We start from the raw sequence: 24,081 nt of genomic DNA, 5'->3' as shown, positions 1-24,081 counted from the left end.
GCTGCGTATTTTTACCTGTTTTGTGTAATAAAATGTTAATCTAATCGAATGCACGTATAGCCCAGACAATTTACATAATCGATAATATCATTATACTGAGGTTCAACACCTTCTACTCGTAATATTTTATCGCAGTCTTCGAGATCAAAATTAATTTTATAATCTGGAAACTGATTTTGAATAACAGCTATAACATAATTCTTTTCTGATTCTTTCTGGACATTTGTTTTAAAAACCTCAACAATCATAACTATTTATATTAATTCTTAAACTCCTGAATTATTTTTTCTGAAAAAGATTATACGATACACCAATTCTAACATATCCCTGTGCATCTTCTCTCTGATCATACACATAGCGATTAGTGCGTGTGCCTTTTTCGGTAATACGTGCACTTACAACATTATTAACACCGCCTTTTACAAATGCAATTATTTTTGGCGTAAAGCAATATTCGTAGGTAATTCCGGATTTTAACTCGAGCTGATTGAGTTCGTAAACGCCATTTAAATTTGAGGTATTTAAATTTAAGTAAAAACTTTCAGTATTCAATTCAGTACCAAATGAAATTCTTCCGTTTTCTAATAATTCCCTTCTAAACAACAAACGCTGCGGTAAAATAAAATCCATATCCCATTTTGAATTATTAAATTTATGATTGACCGAAAAAAGCGGTGTAACCGGCACAATAGAAGACGGATCCAGCAAAGCCAAAGCTCCCAAAGTAATAGTTGTGCTTGACGTTCGTTTCAGCACTATAACAACCGATGCAAATCCTTTTAAGCGCTGAAAACCATCTTCATCTCCGTCAACTGTTGCTGTAGCATTATAAATAACCGGTTTTTTAAAAAGCGACGTCATATAAGTTGCACTCAAAGAACCTCCCCACAAATGCAGTTCCTGACGATCCCGCGAATAAGTCTGCATACTTGTATAATTGTAAATATCGCCAAACTCATACGTTTCATATTTATATCGAAGAGAAGTTGTTAAAACAAACTGCTTTGATTTTGAAGCATAAAAAGGCAGATTAAAAGCAGCTTTAAATCGGTTGTGGCTTTCGATTCGTCCTCTTTCAAAATTATTTCCAAACAAATCAGAATTGTAATTAGACGGCCCTAACTGTTCGTATTGCACATCAAAAGTTCTTGTTGTTGGAAATTTATCTACAATGGCTTTACCAAATGTTTTAATTCCCGGTTCTTTTTCCTGAGCGATTGTATGCAGCGATATAAATACAATTAAAACCGAAGTGATTCTTGATTTCATAAATGGATTATATAAGTTTTGTTAGTGGATTATAATTGAAATTCGGGATCAAAAGTAATTTAGCAGTTCCTATTATAATAGAATATTTATACCAGTGGCGTATCATTTATACGAATGGCGTTTGTATAAATTATAGCCTGCAAAGCGCTATAAACTATAATATTAAACTAATTTTGCAGTTATGACAATTTCTAAAATTTATCAAAACTTTTTTCTGCGAAATCTACTCGTAAATACCCTGGTTTACTTAGTTATTTTAGCCTGTGTGTATGACGAAATAAAGCTAGACGGTCACAGCTGGTCGTACATTTTAAGTAAAATTGCCCTAGGTTATTTTCCCTGCATTGTCTGGATTACCATATTTAATATCTGCATTATCAAACCAGTTTTATTTAGAAAAAAAGCTAAGCTTTTCTTTACGCTGCTTGTGGTGTATTGGACTTGTTTTTACTTCTTTATGAATTGGTTTTTCCCTCTTGTGGGTCTTGGAAATTTTAAAACACTTCAGATATTATCGCTTATTATCAACGGAATGTTTTTCTATTTTATGCATGTTGTTATCACAAAAAAAATAATGGACGCTGATAAGGATATTATGAATTTCAAGTCAGAACTTTCGTTTTTGAAACAGCAGTTAAATCCGCATTTTTTATTGAATGCCATGAATAATCTTTACGGAGAATCTCTTTCTGAACCAGACAAAGTTCCAGACCGAATCCTGAATCTTTCAGACATGCTGCGCTACCAGATTGAAGCAACAAAAAAAGATTATGTTTTAGTTGAAGAAGAAATTGCCTTCGTAAAAAAATATATTGAATATTACACTTTTAGAAACGAACGCTTAAACGTAACCCAGAATTTTGAAGGTGCTTTTGATGAAATCGAAATTCCGCCTTTATTCTTTTTACCTTTGGTAGAAAATGCGGTTAAATTTTCTGCCGAAACTGCCGAGCCGTTTATTATTTTAGATTTAAAAGTAAAATGCCAGAATTTGTCTTTTACGATAAAAAACAATTATCTCGATTCGGGTTCGCGTCTTTCGAGCACCGGAATTGGAATTGAAAACCTAAAAAGACGTTTGGAAGTTTACGGCCTAAAACACAATTTGAGCTGTAAAAAAGAGAAAAATATGTTTGTTGTAAAATTAAGTATATGGCACTTACCTACCGCTGTCTTATAGTCGATGACGAATCGCCGGCGCACAAGGCGCTCATTTCGCACATCTCAAAATTTGACGAACTGGAACATTCCGGAAGCGCTTTTAGCGGTATGGAAGCTTTAAAACTGCTTAACGCAAACCAATACGACATTATTTTTCTGGATATTAATATGCCTGTAATTTCGGGTGTAGAATTAATGGAACTGCAGCCCAACCGACCGCTTACAATTGTAACCACTGCTTATTCTGATTTTGCACTTTCGGCTTACCAAAACGATGCGATCGATTATTTACTAAAACCCATTTCGCCCGAAAAATTTGCCAAAGCCATAGAAAAAGCCAAAACCTATTTCTCTGGCAACAGCTTAAAAAAAGAAAGCAATACAAACTCAAAAACTTTTTCTTACCGTTTAAACGGACAAACAATTGATATGCCTCTTTGTGATATTATATATATCGAAAGCCTGGGCAATTACATGAAACTTTACAGCACAAAACACAATTTACCCCACATTATTTACGGTTCGCTTTCGAGCATTGCCTCAGAAATTGACAGCACGAGCTTTGTACAAGTACATCGTTCTTATATCGTAAATGCAAACAAAATCTCCGCAGTTACTTTTAAAAATCTTACCATGTCAAATGGGGAAATTATTCCTGTGGGAAGGAAGTATCAGATTTTGTTGGATAATCTTTCGATTAGATAATTTGTCAATTTAGATAATTTTTGAAAAGCTCAACTTTTTTTAGGTTGGGCTTTTTATCTTTAATTCTTTCAAAAAAGGGTATTTCTACTTATTGATTGATTTTTATTTATTGTTAAAATTGCTTTGAAATAAATTTTATTAAGATTAGAGATTTCAATAAATAAAAAATTTGTAACAAATTAATAATATTGATTACTGTTCTACATAATTTTTTTTCAAATAGATTTAATTTATAAATTTTGACAAAATGGAATTAGCACTATTAGTAAAAAGTTTTCTAGGAGAAAATTTAAAAACCTTATTTAATAAAATCACTAAAGAATTTGGCGAAGAAGTAAAACACATAATAAATAACAATATTCTAGAATATCAAATTGAAGAGTATAATAGAAATTATTACTCAAAAACAATTTTACATAGGGTTCAGCCAAAAAAACTAAAAGATTTTTATCAACCTCTTTATATAAGCTTTTATGATAAAAAAGATATTTATTCCTTTAATGATGATGAGTTCAATAAAATTTCAACTTCTTCAATAAAAAACCTTTTTTCAGAAAAACAGTTTATAACTCTAGTTGGAAACGCTGGAAGTGGGAAAAGTACAATTGTTAAGTATCTATTTATAAACGCTATTGAAACAAAATTTAAAATACCAATAAAAGTAGAGCTAAGATATTTAAACGACTACAATGGAGAGTTAGTTAATTTCATTAAAGAAAAAATATTTAAATTATCTAGTATCGCAACTAATGATAGAATTATCGAACGTTTGATGAACTCTGGTAATTTTGTGTTTTTTTTAGACGGATATGATGAAATTTCTTTATCAAAGAAAGAAAAAATAACAATTGAAATTGACAATCTTGTAAAGATTTACAATAAAAACTGTTATCTCTTAACTTCAAGACCTTATACAGATATTGATTTATTGCCTCTTTTTCACAATTTTAATGTTTGTGAATTGTCAGATGAGGATATTAAAGATTTTATAACTAAACAAATACCGAAAGAAGAAAAAGAATTAATAACAAAAATAATTGAGGCTGTAGATAGCAAGGAAAATATACCTTATAAAAGTTTTATAAGTAATCCTTTATTACTATCAATGTTCATTTTGACATTTCAATCATATTCTAATATACCTCAAAAAAGAAGTGAATTTTACAATCAAGTTTTTGATGCTTTATTCTCTGTTCATGATAGTATGTCAAAACTTGCATTTGTACGTGAAAAACAGAGTGGACTATCAAAAGAACAAATAATTGAAGTCTTAAAATTATTATCTTTTATTTCTTATTTTGAAGAGAAATTTATGTTTTCTCAAGTATATCTTGAAGATAAATTAAAATATATAAAAGAAAAGAGAAAAAACATTCTTTTTGACAACTCTAAATTGTTAAGTGATCTACAAGTTGCAATAAACATTTTAAATAAAGAAGGCACAGATTATACATTCCCACACAGATCATTGCAAGAGTACTTCGCGGCTCTTTATATTTATTCTTTAAGTGATGAAAACAAAAAAGTTGTGTACAAAAAAGTTATGCAAAGTTTTCATATTAAACAATCTTTTAATGCTGCTGGACGCGAAAATTTTCATCTTTTGTTATCCGAATTAGACGAACTAAATGTCATTAAATTTGGTTTAATTCCCTATATTAAAGATGTAATTCGTACTTTAAAACCTGAAAAATATGACACAAATAAAATGATAGATGGTTATTTAGTTTTAACTTCTTTATTTAATTCTTTTGCAACTATTATTAAATCTGAAAAATTAGAAAAGCAAAAGGAAATAATCAATAAAAATTTTCAATTGTATAGTGAAGAGTTTAATGACGATCCAAATAGCGATGAAAGTTCTTCACTTGAAAAAAAATTAATGAAGTTGGCGAAAGTCGATTTACAACCTTTTTTAATAGATTTTACTCTTGAACTAAAAATAATAGTTAATGATCTAGAAAAACATATAGCTAATGAGAATAAAATTGATGCAGACATCGTTTCGTTAATATAGGACTTCTAGCCAAATAATCATATAGAAAAAATCAAAAGTTGAAACATTTCTTTTATATACAAAAAATATTTTTGTAAGAATATTCAAGTGTTTCCCCCCGCTAGCGCGAGCGTCTCGCTCGTGAACAACAGCAATAGAAAAAGCTAATCTTTCAAACTAAAACACAAAAAAAGCTCCGCATTAACGGAGCTTTTAATTTTTAGAATAACAAAACCTAAATTGCTTTGACCATTATTACATTATCGCAGGCTTTTTGAATTTGTTTATCTGTAAACTGAGATAAAACTTTAACCAAATCTCTGCTGGTTTTAAGACAGCTTAACATTTTCTGCCTTAAAATGAGATCGTTCCCAAATTCGGTATTGAGCAATACTTCCAAAACTTCTTGCAAATACATGGGTTGTTTTTGAAATTCGCCATCATAACTTAAGTTTGAGACGAAAATAGCTACTGACCGCATTACGTCGCGGTGTGTTTTTTGATTTTCTTTTGTCATGTCGAAAATTTTTAAACGCACGAATCCCCCGCTTTAGATGTGACAAAATACCCGTATTACGGATAGATTTACTAGCCTTTCGGTTTAAACTACTCATCATGGCGAGGGATCCGATTATGTTAACTTCTATGAAGTTTTAATAATATATCCGAAGTATTTTGTCGATGACAAACGTACAAAATTAAAGCTATACAAAGAATAAAAAAATAAGATATTTTCTTACAAATTTAAATTTCAGAATTTCCTTTTAAAGTACGTAATCGCCCCAGTAGACCACAAAGCCAAAAAAATTAAAACGGGCTGAAAAAACAATCTTATTAAACGCGCCTGATCTGTGTCGAGTCCAAAGGCGGGCGTTTTGTTTACATATTGGGCGATATTTCCCGGAAAAACTAAAATATAAAATACAGCCAGCGCAATGCCCACAAACACTTTATATCGTGTTAAAAATAACATACTAAGTCCCAAAGCTATTTCTACAACTCCGGAAAGAATTACAACAAGGTCTTTATCCAGCGGCACCCAATTTGGAACCTGCGCCTGAAAATCGGCTCTTTGAAAAGTAAAATGTCCTATTGCAGCTGTAATCATAAAAAGCCCCAATAGGATTCTAAAGAAATTCTGCGTTTTGGTTGTCTCTATATTTTGCATGATTTTTATAATTTAAGTATAGTCTTTATAAACCTTCATTCAAATTTAGAACATTAACCCGCAAATTGCTTTGTATGTTCTCGGTTAAATAGTTGTCTAATATCCATGTTTAAATTTAATTGTTGAAGAAATAAAAACACAACCAAACTAGAAAAGTATATAGCTCTAGAAAGTACAGATTTTTGTTAAAAATCTTTCTTCCTAAAAAATAAGACCTATAAAATAATTTTCTTACATAAACTAATTATCTTCGCAGTCATAAACCACTAACCAAAATTTTCAGCAAAATGTCCTTTTTTAATTTATTTAAAAAATCAGATTTAGAATGCCCCAGATGCCTCGGAAAAGGTTTTGTAGACTGGGAGGATATTCGACGTTTAAATAAACAATTAAAATGGGTTCCCGCGCCTTGTGCCTATTGCAATGCTTCGGGAAGAACTACTCCCGAAATACTTTCAAAAGTTCCTGTAGATACGACTTACCTTACGATTGATTTACCTGAATCTGAAATAGAAAAAATTAAAAATGCTGATCCTGAAACTCTCGAAAAAGGACGTCAAAAAGAGCTTTTTGTAGACAACCTTATATTATATGCCCTGCACCATTATCAAACCAAAAACATGGATGCAGAAAGTATTGCTGATTTGTATCTAAAAACTGAAGAAGAAACAGCTTTATTTTCATTAGAAAGAGAAAACCTCATACAATACATCGAAAGAGTAATCGAATTAAAAAAATCTGAACTTAATTAATCTTTGCATCTTTTATACCTTAATATACAAAAAACAGGTATAAATACGCTGTGTCTAAACATTATTTAGGCGTATCATTGCATGCAATAATTTTTTTAATTTTAGAATATAGTTTTTCGCAAGAAAGCTTGTTAAATTTTGTCACTTTTTTTTTGGAACAAGAAAGTGGGATTTCAAATCGCTGGTAACGATTAGAAATCCCACTTTTCTTTTTTTGAATTCTGTCTAAATTTAAAACAGAGAATTAACTCTAACCGATGCTTTTATTAATGCAATTGCTTTTATGCTGCTAATTGGAAATTCCAGTGTTTGATAATGCGAATTATGAGATACAAATTGTGCGTATCCTTCGCGTTCAGATTGTCTTAAATACCTAATTAAGAAAAATTCATTATTATCACTGCTTACGTATATTAAATACATTTCGCCCCAGATAATATTATTTTCCAGATTATTTATTTTTTTGTAGACCACAATGTCGCCGCTTTTTAATAACGGATACATGCTATCGTCTAATAAATACAAAGCCCCGTCATATTGAGAAATTCTGGGAACATTTAAAAAACTTATAGGCTTTTGAGAATTCGTTTCTCCAAGCAGCTCTGCAATTTCTGCCGTAGTTTCGATATCATAAACCGGAATATTACGGCTTTGCGTTTTTTCTGTTTTTCTATAAAATGCCCGTCCTTCATTTACAGTATCATACAAAAGCATATCGCCATTGCCTTTTAAAAGCCATTCTGAATTGATATCAGGATATTGGTGTAAGATATTTTCTAATTTATCTACACCAATCGTTTTGTCATTCTTTAACTGACTGGCAAATGAACCATTAGACATTCCCACCACTCTTTCAAAAGCTCTAATTCTAATACCTTTGTAATCCAAATACTGTTTAATCCTTTTAAGTGTATTTTCCGCCATAGTTTACTTTTATTTTATAAAATATCTTACAATTATTTGCAATTAAGAAATATCCTACGTATATTTGTCTTACTTTTAATACAAAAAATGCAATGGACAAAAATATAAAATCTCAGCCAAGTTACAACCAAGAAGTGTTAAAGATTATTAAAGAAAAACACGGTTATTCTTACGATTATATTCGAAAATCCATTAGAGGCGACCGTACAGGCATTATATGCGACATTATTAAGGCAGAATACAAAAGGCTTGACAATGAATATAAAATAGTAAGAGAGAATCAGGCCAAAAGATTAAGAGACGAACAAAATAAACTTTAATATACAATTTACCAGGGATCATAATAGTCCAAAAAGCTCTTTCGCCAGGAGTATCATAAAATGTGTTTAGAAATCCGCTATCTTTCTAAATACGCTATATGAGAGGACTTAAATCTTAATTACAAAATTAGGCAGGCAGCTAATCCGGGCTTGTTTAATGTATGTCCCTAGGAAAGCAAAGCCGTAAATCATCTTACGGCTTTTGTTTTTATACAGCATTAAAGCTTCAAAAAACTTGAAACAAAAGCATATCTTTGCGGCATCCGCGCCTAAAACAAATTAATGCCCTCATTGATATGACACGAGAACATTATATTCCCTTTAATAAGGAATTTTTACTCGAACAACAAATTGCAGCTTTCGCCGAAGACAAACAAAAGGCTGATGATTTTAAAAAATTATTCGAAATTATCGAACATTATTATCATTATGAATCTTTTAATCTAAACCGAAACTTAAAGCAGAACTATGCTTTGTATGATCCGGATTTAAGCGAAAGAGAGCGAGAAGGCTTTATTGGCAAAAGCGATTTTTCTATCTTCAAGAACACACTGCTTACTGTTTTAGAACGCGGGAATTATTACCGAATCAGCGAAGAAACTTTAAAAGAAGCCTTTCAGGAATCTGATTTGATTGGTTTAAATCTCACAATTGATTTTAATGCTTTTAAAGATTACGAATTGTATGCCCGTGGTCATCATAAAGCAAAAGAAAAAATTAAGAAATATTTTTTCTGGAAAAAAGAAGTTGAAATCGAATATTACGATCGGGTTCTTATTTACCTCAATTACAGCGATGCCGATTATCTGGCAGCAAAAAAAGTTAAATTAGGCAAAATGCCAATCGATCCGGGTTCTATCGCATTAAAAATCTTTAAGCGTGTTCCTAAAAATGACCTTGAAACCATTTTTCCAAATGCGGTTCCAAAAATGTCTTTTAAAGACAAAATGCTGCTTTGGGTTCCGGGTGTTTTTGGTGGTATTTCATTATTAAGCGCCAAAGTAATTCCGGCTCTTCTAAATATGTATGAAGCTTACCAAACGGGCGAAACGATCGATTTACTAAACAGTAAAACCTCCTTAAATCAAGGATTAATTGCTTTGGGAATTCTGGCTGCGTATTGTTTCCGCCAGTACAATAATTTCATAAACAAAAAAATCAGATATTCTAAAACACTTTCAGACAGTTTGTATTTTAAGAATTTAGGAAACAACAGTGGTGCTTTTTATTCGCTTTTAAATTCATCTGAAGAAGAGGCATTAAAAGAAACCATTTTAGCCTATACCTTTTTACACGAAAGCCCGGTTTCGCTGACTGCCGAAGAACTGGATTCTCAAATTGAATCCTGGTTTGCTTTAAACCTAAAAACCGAATTGGATTTTGACGTAAACGATGCCTTAATGAAACTAAAAAGTATTGGTCTTGGAATTGAAAATGACGGAAAATGGCAGGTTGTATCGCTAAAAGAAGCATTGATTAAAATTGATGAATTATGGGATAATGTTTTTGAATACAACCAGAAATAAATCCTCTTTTATTGATTTTTAAGAACCAATAATAATACATTTTTTGGAAGGAAACTTCATAAGCAATCCGTAATTTTGTAAGAACAATTGCCGTTTTTAAATTATTTAAAACTGCAGCGGGCTTACTAATCAACGAGCCTGATAACTTTAAAGACCCCAAAAAATGAAACTTACCAATTTTTTAAGCGACCAGGGCTATGATATAATTCAGGGCCCCGTTAGAAACCACAAACCCTTACAATTATGGCTCAAAAAGCCTTTTGATGAAGCACAGCTTTATTATGCCCATATTGAACATGCTTTTAAAAGCAGTATTATATTAAATGAAATTGAAAATCCGGCATTAAATATTAATTCCACTCACAAAGATGATTACGGATTCAATATTGGTATAACACTTCTTCAGCAGATCATGGAAACTTTGGGCCTTGGAAATTTTGAATTATCATCAAAAATTAAATCCGGAAAAAAAGTAACCATAAGTTATGACAATTCGGTTACTAGAGAATACGCAATTGGAAACCTCGAAGATTACATGTACGGAGCTGATTTTCTGCATCCAAATCCTTCTCTTCTAAAAAATGCCAACAGAAATTATATTCTCGTAATAAGCGGTATTGTTTTCGCAAAAAATGTAATTGTCGATATCGAAACTGATTTTGCTTTAGACACCAATTTAACTGCCAGCTTAAACGAAATTGCCAGCGGTAAAGCCGATTTTTCGATTAACGCGCAAAAACAGCTCAAAATGGTTTCAAATACTGATACCCTTTTTCCAATAGCGGTTAAAGCCAGCCGAATAGACTTCGATAAAAGCCGATTTAAAAAGCTAAAATTAGTAACTGACACCAGCGATATATTTTAATTTTTAAAAAGCATTTTAATTAAAAAGTACAGAAAACGAAAGCTTCTGTACTTTTTAAAATTTATAAATCACAAAAAAATATCTTTTGAAACTATCCAATTCTTCTCCAAACGAAACAAATTCAGGCTACACATGTTCTTGCTGCGGCGAAATTTTCGACGAAGTGCCTTTATGTTTCGGTAATGAATATCCTGCCTATTATTATGCTGTTCCGCCCGACGAAAGAGAACAGCGAATTGAATACGGCGGCAGCTGGTGTTATGTAGATGAAGAACATTTTTTTCACCGCGGAAGATTAACCATTCCGATAATTGATTATCATGAGGATTTGGTTTTTAATGTATGGACCACAATAAGCGAAGATAACTTTTGCCTGAGAATGGATTTGTGGGAAGACCCAAACCGTATAAACCAGGAACCGTATTTTGGCTGGATGCAGACTGATGTTCCTACATACGGCAAAACTATTTCTCTTAAAACAATTGCCATAGAACAAGAACTGGGATTGATTCCTGAAATAAAAATGATTGAAGAAAACCATCCTTTAACTCTGGATCAGGAAAAAGGAATTACTTTTGAAAAAGCCACAGCTATTGTAAATGAAATAATGAAAATACAGCACGGTAAAAGCTAAAAGAAATTTTACTAGATTTACGGTAACTAACCTTATAAAACCAAAACAATGAGAACATTAGACCAATGGTTTGCCGAGTATGCCGTAAGTCATCAAAATCCAAAAAACAAAGCGATACATTACATTTGCGTTCCGGCAATTTACTTTTCTATAGTAGGTTTACTAATGAGTATTCCGAGTGGTATTATTGCCAATACTTTAAAACTAAATGCGCCAATTATCGAAAACTGGGCTTTTGTAGTTTTGCTTTTTGTGCTTATTTTCTACATTCGATTATCGATTGCAATGGCAGTAAAAATTGCTCTGTTTTCAGGAATTTGTCTTGTTGTTAATTATTATATCGGGCAGATTTTTCCTTTATGGGCATTCTCGATTGGCGTTTTTGTAATTGCCTGGATTGGGCAGTTTTACGGTCATAATATCGAAGGCAAAAAACCATCTTTTTTAAAAGATCTTCAGTTTTTATTGATTGGTCCGGCTTGGGTTGTCGAAAATTTATTCTCCAGAAAATAATGAAAGCTCAAAAAACCAGCAGAACAGCTCAATACATGTCTTTTTTTAGAGCGCTGGAAACTAAACGCAATCAAAAGGACAGATTATTTTCTGATCCTTATGCCATACATTTTGTAGATTCTAAATTAAGGCTCGCTGTTCGTTTGTCTCAATATTCTGTTTTCTCAAAATACATCAACCATACAATTAATAAAAAAATCCCGGGCGCTTTATCTTCTGGAATTGCCAGAACAAAATATATTGACGAATTGCTTAGAACTGCAGTTTCAAACGGCGTGGAGCAAGTTATAATTTTAGGAGCCGGATTTGATACCAGAGCGGTGCGCCTTGACTTTTTAAAATCAATTCCTGTAATAGAAATTGACCACCCCAATACATCTAATTTTAAAGCCGAAATTTATAAAAAACGAATAGGCAGGATTCCAGAAAATGTCACTTTTCTTCAAATCGATTTTAACAAGCAAAACCTAGACCAGCTTGCAGCAGAAAACAACTTAGATTTTTCTAAACCTACAGCCGTGATATGGGAAGGTGTAACGAATTATTTAACAGAAGAAGCCGTAAAAAGCACCTTTTCTTTCATTTCTAAATTTACCCAAAACAGTTACGTCATATTTACTTATGTGCATAAAGAAATACTCAAAAATCCTGAATTATTTTTAGGCGGAGAAAAACTTTTAAAAGATCTGGAAAAACTAGAAGAGCACTGGACTTTTGGTTTTATGCCAAATGAGCTGCCAGAGTATTTAAATCAGTTTAATATTCAGCTTCTGGAAGATTTAGGAGCCGATGAATACCGACAAAAATTTCTTCCTGATCGTGCTGAAAAAGGATATGAGTTTTACAGAACTGCTTTTGCAGTAAAAAAGGTTTAAGTCAATTTAGTAATACAGCAGCGATACTTCTCTGACTTTAGACATGGTAAACTAAAATTTTAAACCTCTTCTTTAAAATTAATCATGGTTTTTACATTTTCAAACAGCTCCGGGAATTCTTTCTTAAAGATTTCCGGAGTTTCAAAAAAATGCTCCAGAATTACGGCAAGAAATTCAAACTTGTTCGTATATGCATAATCTCTAAAATATTGTTTTTCCTTAAGCCTATTTGTTAAGTCTTCCTTATCAAAATACTTTTCTATTTCGGTAAATTCATCATAGAATATTATCGCATTAGGATCTGCTCTTTTTCTGGAATGAAAATGCAGAACATGCGTAAATTCATGAAGTCCAAGATTAATATTATCTTTTGTCTGATGTCCGCTCAGGAAATCTTCCCACGAAAAAACAATGGTTTTCATTCTCGGGTTATATTCTCCTTTATGATATGCATCATTAATGGTTGAGTAATATACAGAAGGATAAATGACAATATTCTCAAATAAGTGAATGAGATAGGTTCGCATTCCAAAAGTCAGCATTACATAAGTACCGGCAATGATGAGTTTCATTTCCTGTGTAACTTCAATATCTTTTCCGTCAAAATTATAATGATCAATAAAACACTTTACCCTATGTTCAAAATAACCTTTCTTTTTATCTGAAAGATTGAGGTAAAATGGAAATTCACGGCGTAAAATTGTTTTATCGGCGCCATTCATTTTATTCAAAATAGGATGCCAAAATATAAACAACGGTTTATTAAAAAGCAGTAAATAAGTTGGTTCAATAATTCTGAACACTATTATTAAACCAAATAAAATTCCACCTAAAAAGAGAAAAAGCATAGTTTTAATTCAATTAAAAAAACAGAAAGCTTTATTGATCTCTGTTTTGCTAAAATATAAAATTGAAATTAAATATTTCTTTATATTCGCTTGATAATCTTAAAACCAGCTTCTTAAATCATATTTACCTTATTATGAAGAATATCAGCCAGATTGAATTACCAAAATACAATACGCCTAATTATGAATTAATCGAAAACGGAATCTATTTTGACAAACAAGATGGAGATTTATATGTTTTTGCCGTAACATATGAGTTAGAAGAAAACGAAGATTCACAATATCCGCTAGAAGATATTCTGGACGAATTCTATCTGCATGTTTCAGATTTTGTTGATGAAGATGCTTTTAATACTTCAAGAATTGTTACACTTGAATTAGGCGGTGATTTAGAAGATGCTCAAAAAGCCGTTCAAAATCTTATTGGAAAACGTGCTTACAATGCCGAAGATATTGATGAAGACGGAAATAAATATATAAAACTGGTTATTGAATAAAATTTTATTTATCTCTCAATAATATAAGTTTATTAAATTTACATAAACACAAAATCAATATATTATGAGAAAAATAATTGTTTTGTCGATGATTTCGCTGGATGGTGTAATGCAGGCTCCGGGCGGACCAAAAGAAGATAAATCAGACGGATTTAAATATGGAGGATGGACTGCGCCTTATGGAGACGAAGCTTATAGCAGTGCTGTAAAAAATGAGCTAAAACCAGCAGATTATCTTTTGGGCAGAAAGACTTTTGAAATTTGGGAAGATTACTGGCCGAAAAACGCAGCATTTTGGCCTGGCATTAATGAAGGCAATAAATATGTTCTTTCTAAAACCAGAAAAAAATCAGATTGGAAAAACTCTATCTTTATCAAAAATCTGGCAGAAATAAAAAAACTAAAAGAGACAGAAGGTTTAGATATTCAGGTTTGGGGAAGCAGCGAACTGATTCATTTACTGCTCAAAAATGATTTAGTAGATGAAATTAGATTAAAAATTCATCCATTACTGCTTGGCAGAGGAAAAAAACTATTTGACGATAATGCACATCCGTCAGGATTTGAATTTATCGAAAATACTGTTACTTCGACCGGAGTAATTTTAGCCAGTTACAAACGCGCCGGAGAAGTAAAAACGGGAAATGCAGGAAAAACTATTAAATAACCAATTATAAATCAAAAACATCAAAACATGGAAAACAAAAATAATGTGCCAGTATTTACGTTTAGTATTGTAGCCATCATTGTAGGTGCAGCATTGTACAAACAAATTGACTTTGAAACTTTAAAATTTGAAAAACCTGCCCTGGCAATTGTGTATTTAATTGTTTTTGTTTTTTCGGTTTTTGTTTTAATTAAAAATTTCAGAAAGAAAACACAGAAATAAAATACCTGCTTAAAAAAATCACCCAAATCAAAATTTCAAAAATGAAAAAAACACTAGTACCATTTTTATTTGCATTTATTGCTGTAAATATGTTTGGACAAGCGCCAGCCAGTAAAACTAACAATGTCAACAATAAACTTCCCGTTGCTGAAATGGTTGTTAACAAGGCTTTTAAACCGGTTAAAAAAATCCCATTAGACGGCGAATCAATGCTTATTTATGATTACGACGGCGCACTTTTTTCATTTGATTTAGAAACCGAAACAATTAACTGGACCGTAAAACCTTCAGATGCTAATACTGAAATGTGCGGCAACAAAGTTACATTGCAGGATGGTGTTGTATATGTTCCGTTTATTAATGGTGAAATTTTTGCTGTAGACAATCAATCTGGTGAGTTTTTCTGGAAATCAAGACTGGGTAATATTACAGATCAAATTATACTAAAAGATCAGGCCCCAACTATAAGCAATGGAAAACTTTTTATCATTGCTCAAAATCAAAACGGAAGCAGTAATCTTTATGCTCTTAACATAAAAGACGGAAGTCTGGCATGGAATTACAAACTAGACACTCCAAATAACGACATTCAGACATTAGTTTTTAATAACAAAATTTTTACTCAAAGCGGTTCAACTGTTTATAGTTTTGAAGCCGATACAGGAAAAGTACTAAGCCAAAAAAGCTTTGAGGATGCCATGACTGGAAAACCTGTAACAGATGGTGAAAATGTGTTTATTGCAAATGAAAAAAATGTACTTTTTGCATTAAATCCTAATAATCTTGATATTGTATGGGAATTTAAATTAGATGAAAGTCAATACAATACAAAAGAACGTATATTGTGCCATGACAAAAAAATATATTTAGCAGCACAAGGGCCTCAGTTTTCTTCTATATATGCTGTTGATTCAAAAACAGGAACTCAGCTTTGGAAAACAGACTTTAAGGATGATAATATCGAATACATTCTTAAAGAAAGTGAAAACATTTGGGGATACACTCGTAAAAAGAAACTTTTTGAGCTGGATTTAAATAATGGAGAAATAGCATTTGATGCAAAATTAACAACCCTGCCTGTTTCAAACATTGAGTTCCCGGACAATGATGATAACTTACTTTACTATTACTGTGATGCCGGTTTAATTCAGTTTGATTTAAAAGAAAAAGACGAAAACGTATATTATATGCGAACTTCACTTAAAGACAATGTTTACACTGCTTATCTAAAAATAATTCGATAATAAAAAAGAAGGCTTCTTTAATTGAGAAGCCTTCTTTTTAGATTTTACTTTTAAATTAACACGCAATAATATTCAAAACAGCATCTCTAGAGATTAAGCTTCAGTAAAATTAATCAACAAGTTCTTTTTTATGTTTTCTGATGTAGTCAACAAGCAGTTTTTCAAGATTTTTAGTTTTATTCAAGTCAAAAAACTCATCATCAAACTCCTCTAATGGGTCATCCACAAATTTTTCCTGATACTTTGTGACTCTTTCGTATTCTTTTTCAAAAGTGTCATTAGCGCGTTTTGTTAAGTCTGCAAATTTGTGAGCTCCAATAAGATTTAAAGCGTCTGGTAAATCTTTATAATACTGTACACCAGAATTGTTGTAAAACTGATTATAACCGCCATTATTTACTTCTCCTTTTAATAAACAAACTTTATAAACCGCTTGTTTTGATTTATTCCATGACATTACAATATCATATTCTCTTTGATTCTCAACTGAGCACTGACTATAAAGATGATCAAAAATTTCGTCTAATAAATATTTATCCGCAGTTCCGTATATAGTTTGTTTAGTCAAATGCATATTAACAAGCTTGTCTTTTGATGGTTCAAATTTTTTTTCTTCCATTACAGTGACAATCATCACATCGCTTTCTTGTTTTGTTTGTCCTGAACATCCAAAGAAACTTAAAATTGTTGTAAAAAATCCCATAATTATTAATGTATGTCTCATTGATATATTTTGTTTAATTTGATAAATTAGAACAATATTCAGCAGATGGGGTTATTATTTAGTTTAATTCCAGCTCAATTTCGGTTTTTTTATTAAGATTTCCAATAATAATACAAAGTAGTTTATTTGTTGTTTATAAGTGAATTTCAAGGCATGAAAAAAGCCTGCAAAAAAAATATTTTGCAGGCTTTTTAATTTTAAATGTGCCCTTGACGGTACAGAATTCGAACCATCTTTTAGAGGATTTAAAGATTTTAATGATGTTTGAATTTAATATCACTATTAGTTTGAATTGTGCTACGTTCAATTCGTCAAAGTAGCAAGGCCATCGAAATTTACAAGAAAAGTGTTCAATTAATAAAAACACTTTTCATGATTGATGAAATAAAAATCCTATTTTTGAAAACAAGAAAACAATAATATTTGTCCATTGTGAGGAGACCATTAAGGTAAATAAGTCACATGTGTAAAGGTTTGCAATAATTTTATGAAAATTCAAATAACAACACTATTTTTAGTTCTACTTATAATCACCTCTTGTAAAAAAAAGCAAGACGAAAAAATATTGTTAAGTGAATTACAGAATGAAAAAATATACAAAAATTTAGATAGCTTTCCCAAAAATCTAGAGTTGGTTTGTCGTGTTGATTTATCAAAAAATGATCTGACTACAATCCCAGAAGTAATCTTCAAACTGCCTAATCTAAAAGAATTAAATCTTTCCGTAAACAATTTAACAGCACTAAATCATTTAGAAGAACTGCAAAACCTTCAAATTTTAAATATTGGAATGAATAATTTTAAGTATAATTTTAAAGCTTTCTAAATGTAAAAAACTTACAACTATACATTTAAGTGTTAATCATATAAAAGAACTTCCAAATGAAATTTCATTACTTAATAATTTGGAAGAGTTAAATTTATACGAAAACGAATTGACTAACCTTCCTAGTAATTTACTTAGAATGAAGCGACTAAAATCAATTACATTAGATGGTAACAAAATAGATAAAAAAATAATTTTGGACTTTGAAAACAAAATGCCAAAAATAACTTTTATATACTAAGAAAAAACTACTACCTATAGCTATTACAACTGATTTAATGGAAAATGGTTTTATATTTAAATGATTTAGGAAATCCAGAGAGTCAGCTTAATTTAATCCCAAACCCGCTGTAGTATCAGGACGTTATCGGTAATTGTACCTAAGAAGAAACCATATGACAAAAAAACTACTTATAATATTTATATCAATTCTAATTTATGGCTGTAATAATGCAGACATTAATGACAAAGAAAAAAGAAACGAACATTGGGTATATTGGATAGACACAAAGACTGGTGAAGCATCTTGGATTCCCGTTGGTGATAAAACAACAATAGAAGATGGTAGTTTTACATCATTTTATAATAATGGTAATATTTATCAAAAAGGCAAATTGAAAAATGGTAAGCGTATCGACACAATATATGACTATGATCTCAATAATAATCTTTTAGAATATGAAATAGTTAAACCTGATACTTTACTTCATTATTACATTAATAACGGACCTTATATTTCATACCTTCAAAACGGTAAAATTCTAGAAAAAGGAAATATCGAAAATCATAAGATTGGTAACGAATGGACTAAATATTTTGACAATGGTAAAATTGAATGGACTAAAAAACTTGTAAATGGAACTGGATGGAATCGCTGGTATTATAAAAACGGACAAATCTCAGACATTAATTATCATGTTAACGGAAAGACAAATGGAGAAGTAAAAATTTGGTTTGAAAACGGTCAAATCAAAGAGATTTCTCATTGGAAAAATGGAATTCAAGATGGCACTTGTGAAACATATCACGAAAATGGAAATCTAAAAGAAAAAGCAAATTGGATCAATGATAAACTTGATGGTAAACGTGAAAACTGGTATGAAAACGGTCAGAAAGATCAAGTGGAATTTTATAATAACGGAGTTCGAGAAGGAGATATTTTACAATGGTATTCCAATGGAAACAAAAAAGGTGTCATGAAATTTATCTCTGGAAAAGTAGAAGGACTAGTTACTAGTTACTATGAGAATGGCAAAGTTAAAAGTCAGGGAGATTTTAAAGAGGGGAAACGTAATGGTACATTTTCATGGTATGATGAAAAAGGAAAACTCAAAAAACAGCAAACTTTTGCTAATGATGAACTTGTAAGTAACTAGAAATAACTACCGCTAACAACTAAAAACTAGATGAGATAACTTAAGAGAGAGTTCAAAATAGGAGCTAAACCTTAACTTTAGAATCTAAAAGAGAATTGTAAAACTTAAAAGATCCATCCATGATGAGCTTCGAACCAAAATTCTCTTTAAATATTGGCATTTTCAAAACTAAAGCAAAAATCATCTAAATTTTCGAACCATAAAAAAGCCTGCAAAAAAAATATTTTGCAGGCTTTTCAATTTTATAGTGACCTTGACGGTACAGAATTCGAACCATTTAATGGAAGATTTGAAGATTTTAGGTTACAACTTTTAAGTTGATCTTGCTCTCCTCACAATTTTATTCATTATCATTCATCATCTATTTTGAATATTCTTGAATAATCACCAAATTCAGTATGTTTTAACTTTTCTTCAATAACTTTTTTAGCAATATCAAAGTCGACTACCACACAGCCAACTTCCATTGTTCCGCTTCCGATACTTCCTCCATCTGTATGTCCAAGTCCTGACCAGCCTAAAACTTCATCCATTAGATTCTCAAGTCTGTGTCGTTTATCTAAATCCTGATCTGTTCCAAATCCGTCAATTTCATATTCAATTTCTAAAAAAACAACATTGTTTTTGTCAAACTCTGAATACCCTTCTTTCAATTTTGAGTTTATTTCTTTTTGTACAGCTTTACGAAAATCATAAAATAGTCCATTTGTTACTTCTTTATCTTGTCCACGTTGTCCTACAATTCCCCAATGTACTATAGCTGTTTTTTCATCTTTTTCCCAAGTTTCCCAGTAGTGTAATTGTGTATCAATTTTCTTATAAAGTTTTATCATACTATTTGAAGTTTCATTTTTATTATTTGTATTACAAGCGAAAAAAATTAGACCAGACAATATTACAGACAACTTTAATATTATCAACGAGTAGCACGCAATTATTTTATCTTTTTGCATTTTTCTTTTCAAGAAGTTTCTCATATGCTTTCTCTCCGTCGAAGCAATTTGCGCCGCGTTTGGTTACAAATTTTTCTTTAAGCCAATTTTTAAGCTGAATTGTAACTACTTCAAATTGAGTAGACTTATCTTTTACATTTCCTTTGTCAAGATATTGATTACAGAAATTTATGTAATATAAAAGTCCATATCCCATAATTACGTAGGGAGCAGTTAATTGAATAATTTCATCTCTCCTCCAAATCCCTTCTTTTAAATAAACGCCATTATTATCAGTAAACTTTATATACTTCGAGGTTTCTAATTCCTTTTCTGAAAAATAAAAATTTAGGTATCTGTGATTAACTGTGATAATTTGTATAGCTTTTTCAAATGATACTTTTTCAAATCTCCTTTTGTTTTCTGGTTGTTGTGAAAACCAACAATAAACATTAAGATTTAGGTCTTGGAAAATGAACTGCAAAAGATTTTTTAAATCGTCCCCCGACCAATAACTTGTCAATTCTTGGAATTTATATTTTAACTTTGGCTTCGGACAAAAAGTAATGGGATTTTCAATCAATTCTTCAGTTGGAGAATAATCAATGTCTATTGAAATTGGTTTAGAAATTTTATTGCAAAGAACGCAAGTTGTTACAATTTGTATTTCCCTAAAATCATCCGTTCCGAGTCTTGGTATGTAATTAAATGCAATCTTAAACCATTCGCTTTTACAACTACATTTTTTCTTTTTTGGATATTCGCTTTGTATCAAGTCATACCAGAAGTCTAAACTGTCAAGAATAAGATAGTTTTCTTCATTTTTAGTTGTCAAAAGTCCAACTCCCTCATTTTTAAGCAGACGGATTTGAAATTCATTTTCACCGCTTTCCGTCGATATATTTTTTATTACTTCTTGTTTCAAGATGTTTAAAGTTATTTGACAAAGTGAACTTAATAACTTTATTTTCAATATGCAAATAAAAAGTTACTCAAGAATTTTAGATCCTTGACGGAGTTCGAACCAAAATCTGCCGTAAACATTGACGTTGCAAAAAAATAAAAAATTTGACTATCATTTTCGAACCATAAAAAAGCCTGCAAAATATTCACTTTGCAGGCTTTTCAATTTTTAAAGTGACCCCGGAGGGGTTCGAACCCCCAACCCTCAGAGCCGAAATCTGATATTCTATCCAGTTGAACTACGAGGTCAGTTAATGTTAGATTTATGATTTTAGTCCCGATAGCTATCGGAATAAAATCATAAATTATATTTACGAAAGTAACTTCTTTACAATTGTAGAAATGGTTTTTCCTTCAGCAGTTCCGCCTAATTGAGCAGATGCTAATCCCATAACTTTACCCATTGAAGCAATTCCAGAAGCGCCTGTTTCTGCAATGATTTTTGCAATTACAGCTTCTACTTCTTCTTCGCTTAACTGAGCCGGTAAAAACTTCTCGATTACCGCTACCTGAGCCAATTCTGGTTCAGCTAAGTCAGGACGGTTTTGCTCTGTAAAGATTCTTGCGCTTTCTTTACGAGTTTTTACTAATCTTTGAAGTAATTTAATTTCTTCGTCTTCTTTTAAATCTTCTTTAGATCCTGAAGCTGTCGAAGCTAATAATAATTCAGATTTTACTGCTCTTAATGCTTCTAATGCTACTGTATCTTTTGCTTTCATGGCCGTTTTGATCTCGTCCATGATTTTTGCTTGTAAACTCATCTTTATATTTTTTTATTTGAATAAGCTGTGCTTATAAATTGATTATTAATCAGGTATTTTTTATTTTAAATAATATTCTAGTTGTCAGGCTGAGTCCATTCGGCTTTGCTCAGGATAAACGTTGTCGAAGCCCTTTCCGACAAGAAACCCTTCGACTTCGCTCAGGGTGACAATATTGTCTTTAAAATACTAATTTAAAAGTCAAATTTCTAAATTCTGTGCGAAGATAAAAAAAATAACCCGAAAATTAAATCCAATTTTCGGGCTATCCTTATATTAAGATTGTAAAATTAATCTACGTTGTCGTGCAAAAATGAATTATTTGAACGCAATTGCAAATCGTTGTTACTATCTGTTCCAACCGAAATTCTAGAATTTGTATTGTTTGATTGAGAATTCGACAAATCGATTCCTAATCTTTTGTAAGCTGGTTCTTTTTCCAGCTCATCTATTCTTGAAACGTTATTGTGGAATTTATAATTAAATTCTTTTAGTTTCTTTCTTCTTTCTTCAGCTCTTAAACGAAGTGTTTCTTCAATTGTTAATTCCATTGGAGAAACTTCTGAAGTTGTTGTAAAATCTGGCTGGCTTGCAAAATCAGCTCTTGATTTCAACGTAATGTTTAATTCTTCAGGAACAACATCTTCAACCACTTTTTCAACTGGTTTAGAAGTTAGTAAATCGTTCTCAACTTCCATATATTCTTCTAACGAATATTTGATAATTCCTTTATCAGAAAGCTCCGTTACCGGTACAAATGAAACCGGATCATTTACTTTTATGTTGCGAGTTTCGTTTGACAGTTCAAAAACAATTTTATTGTCTTGTTCTGCAATTGGTTCTCTTTTAATTTCAGGCTCTGACTTGAAAAGCGGTAAATCAAATGAAAAAGTAGTTTGTTGTTCTTCTCTTTCAAAAGTTCTTTGCTGTACAGGTTTTACTTCCTGAACCGGTTCTGCAGCAGGAGTCGAAATTTTAAAATCAATATCAGTAATTGGCGACACAATTTCAAAAGTTACATCAAGGTTTTTAATGAACTCAGACATCACTACCAATTCTTCCTGATTGATTGTAGGTGTTGTTACCGGAGCAACTGGAGTTTGTACGGGAGCAACCGTATCTTCCATTAATTCAAAAACAATCTTCTCCTCTGATTTTGCAGTAGGTGTTTCTGCATTTAAATCAAATGAAGTAAGCGGTTTGTTTGTTAAATTATGAACACTTCTCTGCTCATCTTCTAACGTATGAATGATTTTTTTAGGCTCAGTATTAACAATCTCGTTTTGTTGTTCAACGTCAAAACCAGTTGCAATAATAGTTACTGCAATAGCTTCACCAAGGCTTTCGTCTTCTCCAACCCCCATGATGATATTGGCATTGTAACCTGCTTCTGCCTGAATGTGATCGTTGATTTCTCCGATTTCGTCAAGCGTTATCTCGTTAGACCCAGAAACGATAAGCAACAATACGTTTTTGGCTCCTGTAATTTTATTGTCATTTAATAATGGTGAATCCAATGCAGATACGATCGCATCTTTTGCTCTGTTTTCTCCTTCTGCCACAGCAGATCCCATAATAGCCGTTCCGCTGTTTGCCAAAACTGTTTTAGCATCGCGTAAATCGATATTTTGAGTATAGTGGTGCGTAATTACTTCGGCAATACCTCTAGAGGCAGTTGCCAAAACTTCATCTGCTTTAGAAAATCCGGCTTTGAAACCAAGATTACCGTAAACTTCTCTTAATTTATTGTTGTTAATTACAATTAAAGAGTCAACTTGTTTGCGTAATTTTTCGATTCCTAAAAGTGCCTGCTCCTGACGTACTTTCCCTTCAAACTGAAACGGAATTGTCACGATACCCACTGTAAGGATTTCTCTTTCTTTTGCTAATTGTGCGATAACGGGAGCTGCTCCAGTACCGGTTCCTCCACCCATACCAGCGGTAATAAATACCATTTTAGTCCCGCGGTCCAACATTTTCTCAATGTCGGCGATACTTTCAATAGCAGACTGCTGTCCTACGTCAGGATTTGCTCCCGCTCCAAGACCTTCTGTTAAATTTACTCCTAACTGAATTTTGTTAGGTACTGAACTGTTCTGCAGTGCTTGTGAATCGGTATTACAAACTATAAAATCTACACCTTTAATACCTTGTTTAAACATGTGGTTGATAGCATTGCTTCCTCCTCCACCTACACCTATTACTTTGATTACATTTGATTGGTTTTTTGGTAAATCAAATGAAATACTTCCAAATTCTGAGTTGCTCATCATCTTTTTGGTTTTTTGAAATTCTTATTTAGTACATTTTTTA

General features: G+C 31.7%; 28 protein-coding genes and 1 tRNA gene. 17 read left to right on the top strand and 12 right to left on the bottom strand.

Annotated features, from left to right (window positions below; translation table 11 throughout):
* Window positions 1-35: 35 nt before the first annotated feature.
* Window positions 36-248 (bottom strand): hypothetical protein, encoded by a 213-nt coding sequence (locus ACTJIW_RS19255; protein ID WP_012023913.1) that lies wholly within the window; start codon window positions 246-248, stop codon window positions 36-38.
* A gap of 31 nt (window positions 249-279) precedes the next feature.
* On the bottom strand, window positions 280-1,269 hold the full coding sequence (locus ACTJIW_RS19250; RefSeq protein WP_440714397.1) for a hypothetical protein: 990 nt from the start codon (window positions 1,267-1,269) through the stop codon (window positions 280-282).
* A 181-nt stretch (window positions 1,270-1,450) separates the two neighbouring features.
* Between ACTJIW_RS19250 and ACTJIW_RS19245 the strand changes: the two genes are divergently transcribed.
* The 3 genes from ACTJIW_RS19245 (at window position 1,451) to ACTJIW_RS19235 (ending at window position 5,152) form a co-directional block, all read left to right on the top strand.
* Entirely contained in the window at window positions 1,451-2,449 is a 999-nt protein-coding gene (locus tag ACTJIW_RS19245) for a sensor histidine kinase (protein WP_012023911.1), read from the top strand.
* Window positions 2,422-3,135: a LytR/AlgR family response regulator transcription factor gene (locus tag ACTJIW_RS19240; protein ID WP_274252467.1), complete on the top strand. Its 714-nt coding sequence runs from the start codon at window positions 2,422-2,424 to the stop codon at window positions 3,133-3,135. Before ACTJIW_RS19245 ends, ACTJIW_RS19240 begins: the two co-directional genes overlap by 28 nt.
* A gap of 247 nt (window positions 3,136-3,382) precedes the next feature.
* The gene (locus ACTJIW_RS19235) at window positions 3,383-5,152 is read left to right on the top strand and encodes an NACHT domain-containing protein (RefSeq protein WP_440714398.1); all 1,770 of its coding nucleotides are present in this window, start codon (window positions 3,383-3,385) and stop codon (window positions 5,150-5,152) included.
* Between the two features lie 214 nt (window positions 5,153-5,366).
* On the opposite strand, the gene ACTJIW_RS19230 is transcribed toward ACTJIW_RS19235, so the two are convergent.
* Both ACTJIW_RS19230 and ACTJIW_RS19225 read right to left on the bottom strand, forming a co-directional pair.
* Window positions 5,367-5,648: a hypothetical protein gene (locus tag ACTJIW_RS19230; protein ID WP_440714399.1), complete on the bottom strand. Its 282-nt coding sequence runs from the start codon at window positions 5,646-5,648 to the stop codon at window positions 5,367-5,369.
* Window positions 5,649-5,882: 234 nt separating this feature from the next.
* Window positions 5,883-6,299, bottom strand: coding sequence for a DoxX family protein (locus tag ACTJIW_RS19225; RefSeq protein WP_433815445.1), 417 nt, complete (start codon window positions 6,297-6,299; stop codon window positions 5,883-5,885).
* A gap of 287 nt (window positions 6,300-6,586) precedes the next feature.
* Here ACTJIW_RS19225 and ACTJIW_RS19220 point away from each other — a divergent pair, with 287 nt between their 5' ends.
* The gene (locus tag ACTJIW_RS19220) at window positions 6,587-7,051 is read left to right on the top strand and encodes a hypothetical protein (protein ID WP_073407758.1); all 465 of its coding nucleotides are present in this window, start codon (window positions 6,587-6,589) and stop codon (window positions 7,049-7,051) included.
* A gap of 231 nt (window positions 7,052-7,282) precedes the next feature.
* Here the strand turns inward: ACTJIW_RS19220 and ACTJIW_RS19215 are convergent, their stop codons facing one another.
* On the bottom strand, window positions 7,283-7,975 hold the full coding sequence (locus ACTJIW_RS19215) for a S24 family peptidase (RefSeq protein ID WP_440714400.1): 693 nt from the start codon (window positions 7,973-7,975) through the stop codon (window positions 7,283-7,285).
* A 92-nt stretch (window positions 7,976-8,067) separates the two neighbouring features.
* On the opposite strand from ACTJIW_RS19215, the gene ACTJIW_RS19210 reads away from it, so the two are divergent.
* The 6 genes from ACTJIW_RS19210 to ACTJIW_RS19185 all read left to right on the top strand — a co-directional run bounded on the left by ACTJIW_RS19210 (window position 8,068) and on the right by ACTJIW_RS19185 (window position 12,708).
* Window positions 8,068-8,295 carry a hypothetical protein gene (locus tag ACTJIW_RS19210; RefSeq protein ID WP_440714401.1) on the top strand — a complete coding sequence of 76 codons (228 nt, stop codon included), beginning with the start codon at window positions 8,068-8,070 and terminating at the stop codon, window positions 8,293-8,295.
* Between the two features lie 296 nt (window positions 8,296-8,591).
* Entirely contained in the window at window positions 8,592-9,821 is a 1,230-nt protein-coding gene (locus tag ACTJIW_RS19205) for a TMEM143 family protein (protein WP_440714402.1), read from the top strand.
* 163 nt (window positions 9,822-9,984) lie between these two features.
* A complete protein-coding gene (locus tag ACTJIW_RS19200; RefSeq protein WP_073407763.1) occupies window positions 9,985-10,686 on the top strand; it encodes a gasdermin in 702 nt (233 codons plus the stop codon).
* An 85-nt stretch (window positions 10,687-10,771) separates the two neighbouring features.
* Window positions 10,772-11,320 (top strand): DUF2199 domain-containing protein, encoded by a 549-nt coding sequence (locus ACTJIW_RS19195; RefSeq protein WP_440714403.1) that lies wholly within the window; start codon window positions 10,772-10,774, stop codon window positions 11,318-11,320.
* Between the two features lie 48 nt (window positions 11,321-11,368).
* Window positions 11,369-11,833, top strand: coding sequence for an Mpo1 family 2-hydroxy fatty acid dioxygenase (locus tag ACTJIW_RS19190; RefSeq protein WP_149208382.1), 465 nt, complete (start codon window positions 11,369-11,371; stop codon window positions 11,831-11,833).
* Window positions 11,833-12,708 (top strand): class I SAM-dependent methyltransferase, encoded by an 876-nt coding sequence (locus tag ACTJIW_RS19185; protein ID WP_440714404.1) that lies wholly within the window; start codon window positions 11,833-11,835, stop codon window positions 12,706-12,708. Before ACTJIW_RS19190 ends, ACTJIW_RS19185 begins: the two co-directional genes overlap by 1 nt.
* A 59-nt stretch (window positions 12,709-12,767) precedes the next feature.
* Here ACTJIW_RS19185 and ACTJIW_RS19180 read toward each other — a convergent pair whose 3' ends face one another.
* A complete protein-coding gene (locus ACTJIW_RS19180; RefSeq protein ID WP_073407768.1) occupies window positions 12,768-13,556 on the bottom strand; it encodes a zinc-dependent peptidase in 789 nt (262 codons plus the stop codon).
* A gap of 62 nt (window positions 13,557-13,618) precedes the next feature.
* Here ACTJIW_RS19180 and ACTJIW_RS19175 point away from each other — a divergent pair, with 62 nt between their 5' ends.
* The 4 genes from ACTJIW_RS19175 (at window position 13,619) to ACTJIW_RS19160 (ending at window position 16,186) form a co-directional block, all read left to right on the top strand.
* Window positions 13,619-14,053: a hypothetical protein gene (locus ACTJIW_RS19175; RefSeq protein WP_052295180.1), complete on the top strand. Its 435-nt coding sequence runs from the start codon at window positions 13,619-13,621 to the stop codon at window positions 14,051-14,053.
* Between the two features lie 64 nt (window positions 14,054-14,117).
* On the top strand, window positions 14,118-14,720 hold the full coding sequence (locus ACTJIW_RS19170; RefSeq protein ID WP_440714405.1) for a dihydrofolate reductase family protein: 603 nt from the start codon (window positions 14,118-14,120) through the stop codon (window positions 14,718-14,720).
* A 27-nt stretch (window positions 14,721-14,747) separates the two neighbouring features.
* Entirely contained in the window at window positions 14,748-14,942 is a 195-nt protein-coding gene (locus tag ACTJIW_RS19165) for a hypothetical protein (protein ID WP_121362184.1), read from the top strand.
* Window positions 14,943-14,983: 41 nt separating this feature from the next.
* Window positions 14,984-16,186 (top strand): outer membrane protein assembly factor BamB family protein, encoded by a 1,203-nt coding sequence (locus ACTJIW_RS19160; RefSeq protein ID WP_440714406.1) that lies wholly within the window; start codon window positions 14,984-14,986, stop codon window positions 16,184-16,186.
* Between the two features lie 109 nt (window positions 16,187-16,295).
* On the opposite strand, the gene ACTJIW_RS19155 is transcribed toward ACTJIW_RS19160, so the two are convergent.
* Window positions 16,296-16,889, bottom strand: a complete 594-nt coding sequence (locus ACTJIW_RS19155) for a DMP19 family protein (RefSeq protein WP_440714407.1) — start codon at window positions 16,887-16,889, stop codon at window positions 16,296-16,298.
* A gap of 508 nt (window positions 16,890-17,397) precedes the next feature.
* On the opposite strand from ACTJIW_RS19155, the gene ACTJIW_RS19150 reads away from it, so the two are divergent.
* The 3 genes from ACTJIW_RS19150 (at window position 17,398) to ACTJIW_RS19140 (ending at window position 19,112) form a co-directional block, all read left to right on the top strand.
* Window positions 17,398-17,736 carry a hypothetical protein gene (locus ACTJIW_RS19150; RefSeq protein WP_440714408.1) on the top strand — a complete coding sequence of 113 codons (339 nt, stop codon included), beginning with the start codon at window positions 17,398-17,400 and terminating at the stop codon, window positions 17,734-17,736.
* A complete protein-coding gene (locus ACTJIW_RS19145) occupies window positions 17,705-17,977 on the top strand; it encodes a hypothetical protein (RefSeq protein ID WP_440718472.1) in 273 nt (90 codons plus the stop codon). The genes ACTJIW_RS19150 and ACTJIW_RS19145 overlap by 32 nt, the downstream gene beginning before the upstream one ends.
* A 154-nt stretch (window positions 17,978-18,131) precedes the next feature.
* Window positions 18,132-19,112, top strand: a complete 981-nt coding sequence (locus tag ACTJIW_RS19140; protein ID WP_440714409.1) for a hypothetical protein — start codon at window positions 18,132-18,134, stop codon at window positions 19,110-19,112.
* Window positions 19,113-19,462: 350 nt separating this feature from the next.
* Here the strand turns inward: ACTJIW_RS19140 and ACTJIW_RS19135 are convergent, their stop codons facing one another.
* From ACTJIW_RS19135 to ftsZ, 5 genes are all read right to left on the bottom strand, one after another.
* A complete protein-coding gene (locus ACTJIW_RS19135) occupies window positions 19,463-19,945 on the bottom strand; it encodes a WGR domain-containing protein (protein WP_440714410.1) in 483 nt (160 codons plus the stop codon).
* Window positions 19,946-20,051: 106 nt separating this feature from the next.
* On the bottom strand, window positions 20,052-20,969 hold the full coding sequence (locus tag ACTJIW_RS19130; protein WP_440714411.1) for a hypothetical protein: 918 nt from the start codon (window positions 20,967-20,969) through the stop codon (window positions 20,052-20,054).
* A 213-nt stretch (window positions 20,970-21,182) separates the two neighbouring features.
* Window positions 21,183-21,256: transfer RNA gene (locus ACTJIW_RS19125), tRNA-Arg, on the bottom strand.
* Window positions 21,257-21,318: 62 nt separating this feature from the next.
* Window positions 21,319-21,768 (bottom strand): GatB/YqeY domain-containing protein, encoded by a 450-nt coding sequence (locus ACTJIW_RS19120; RefSeq protein WP_012023891.1) that lies wholly within the window; start codon window positions 21,766-21,768, stop codon window positions 21,319-21,321.
* A gap of 290 nt (window positions 21,769-22,058) precedes the next feature.
* Complete coding sequence (gene ftsZ / locus ACTJIW_RS19115) at window positions 22,059-24,041, bottom strand: cell division protein FtsZ (RefSeq protein WP_274252450.1); 1,983 nt, start codon at window positions 24,039-24,041, stop codon at window positions 22,059-22,061.
* Window positions 24,042-24,081 lie beyond the last annotated feature (40 nt).

The organism is Flavobacterium sp. 22659 (assembly GCF_052044235.1).
GTDB lineage: Bacteria > Bacteroidota > Bacteroidia > Flavobacteriales > Flavobacteriaceae > Flavobacterium > Flavobacterium johnsoniae.
The sequence above is the reverse complement of the archived record's forward strand: the minus strand, read 5'-3'. Positions and strand labels throughout refer to the sequence as shown.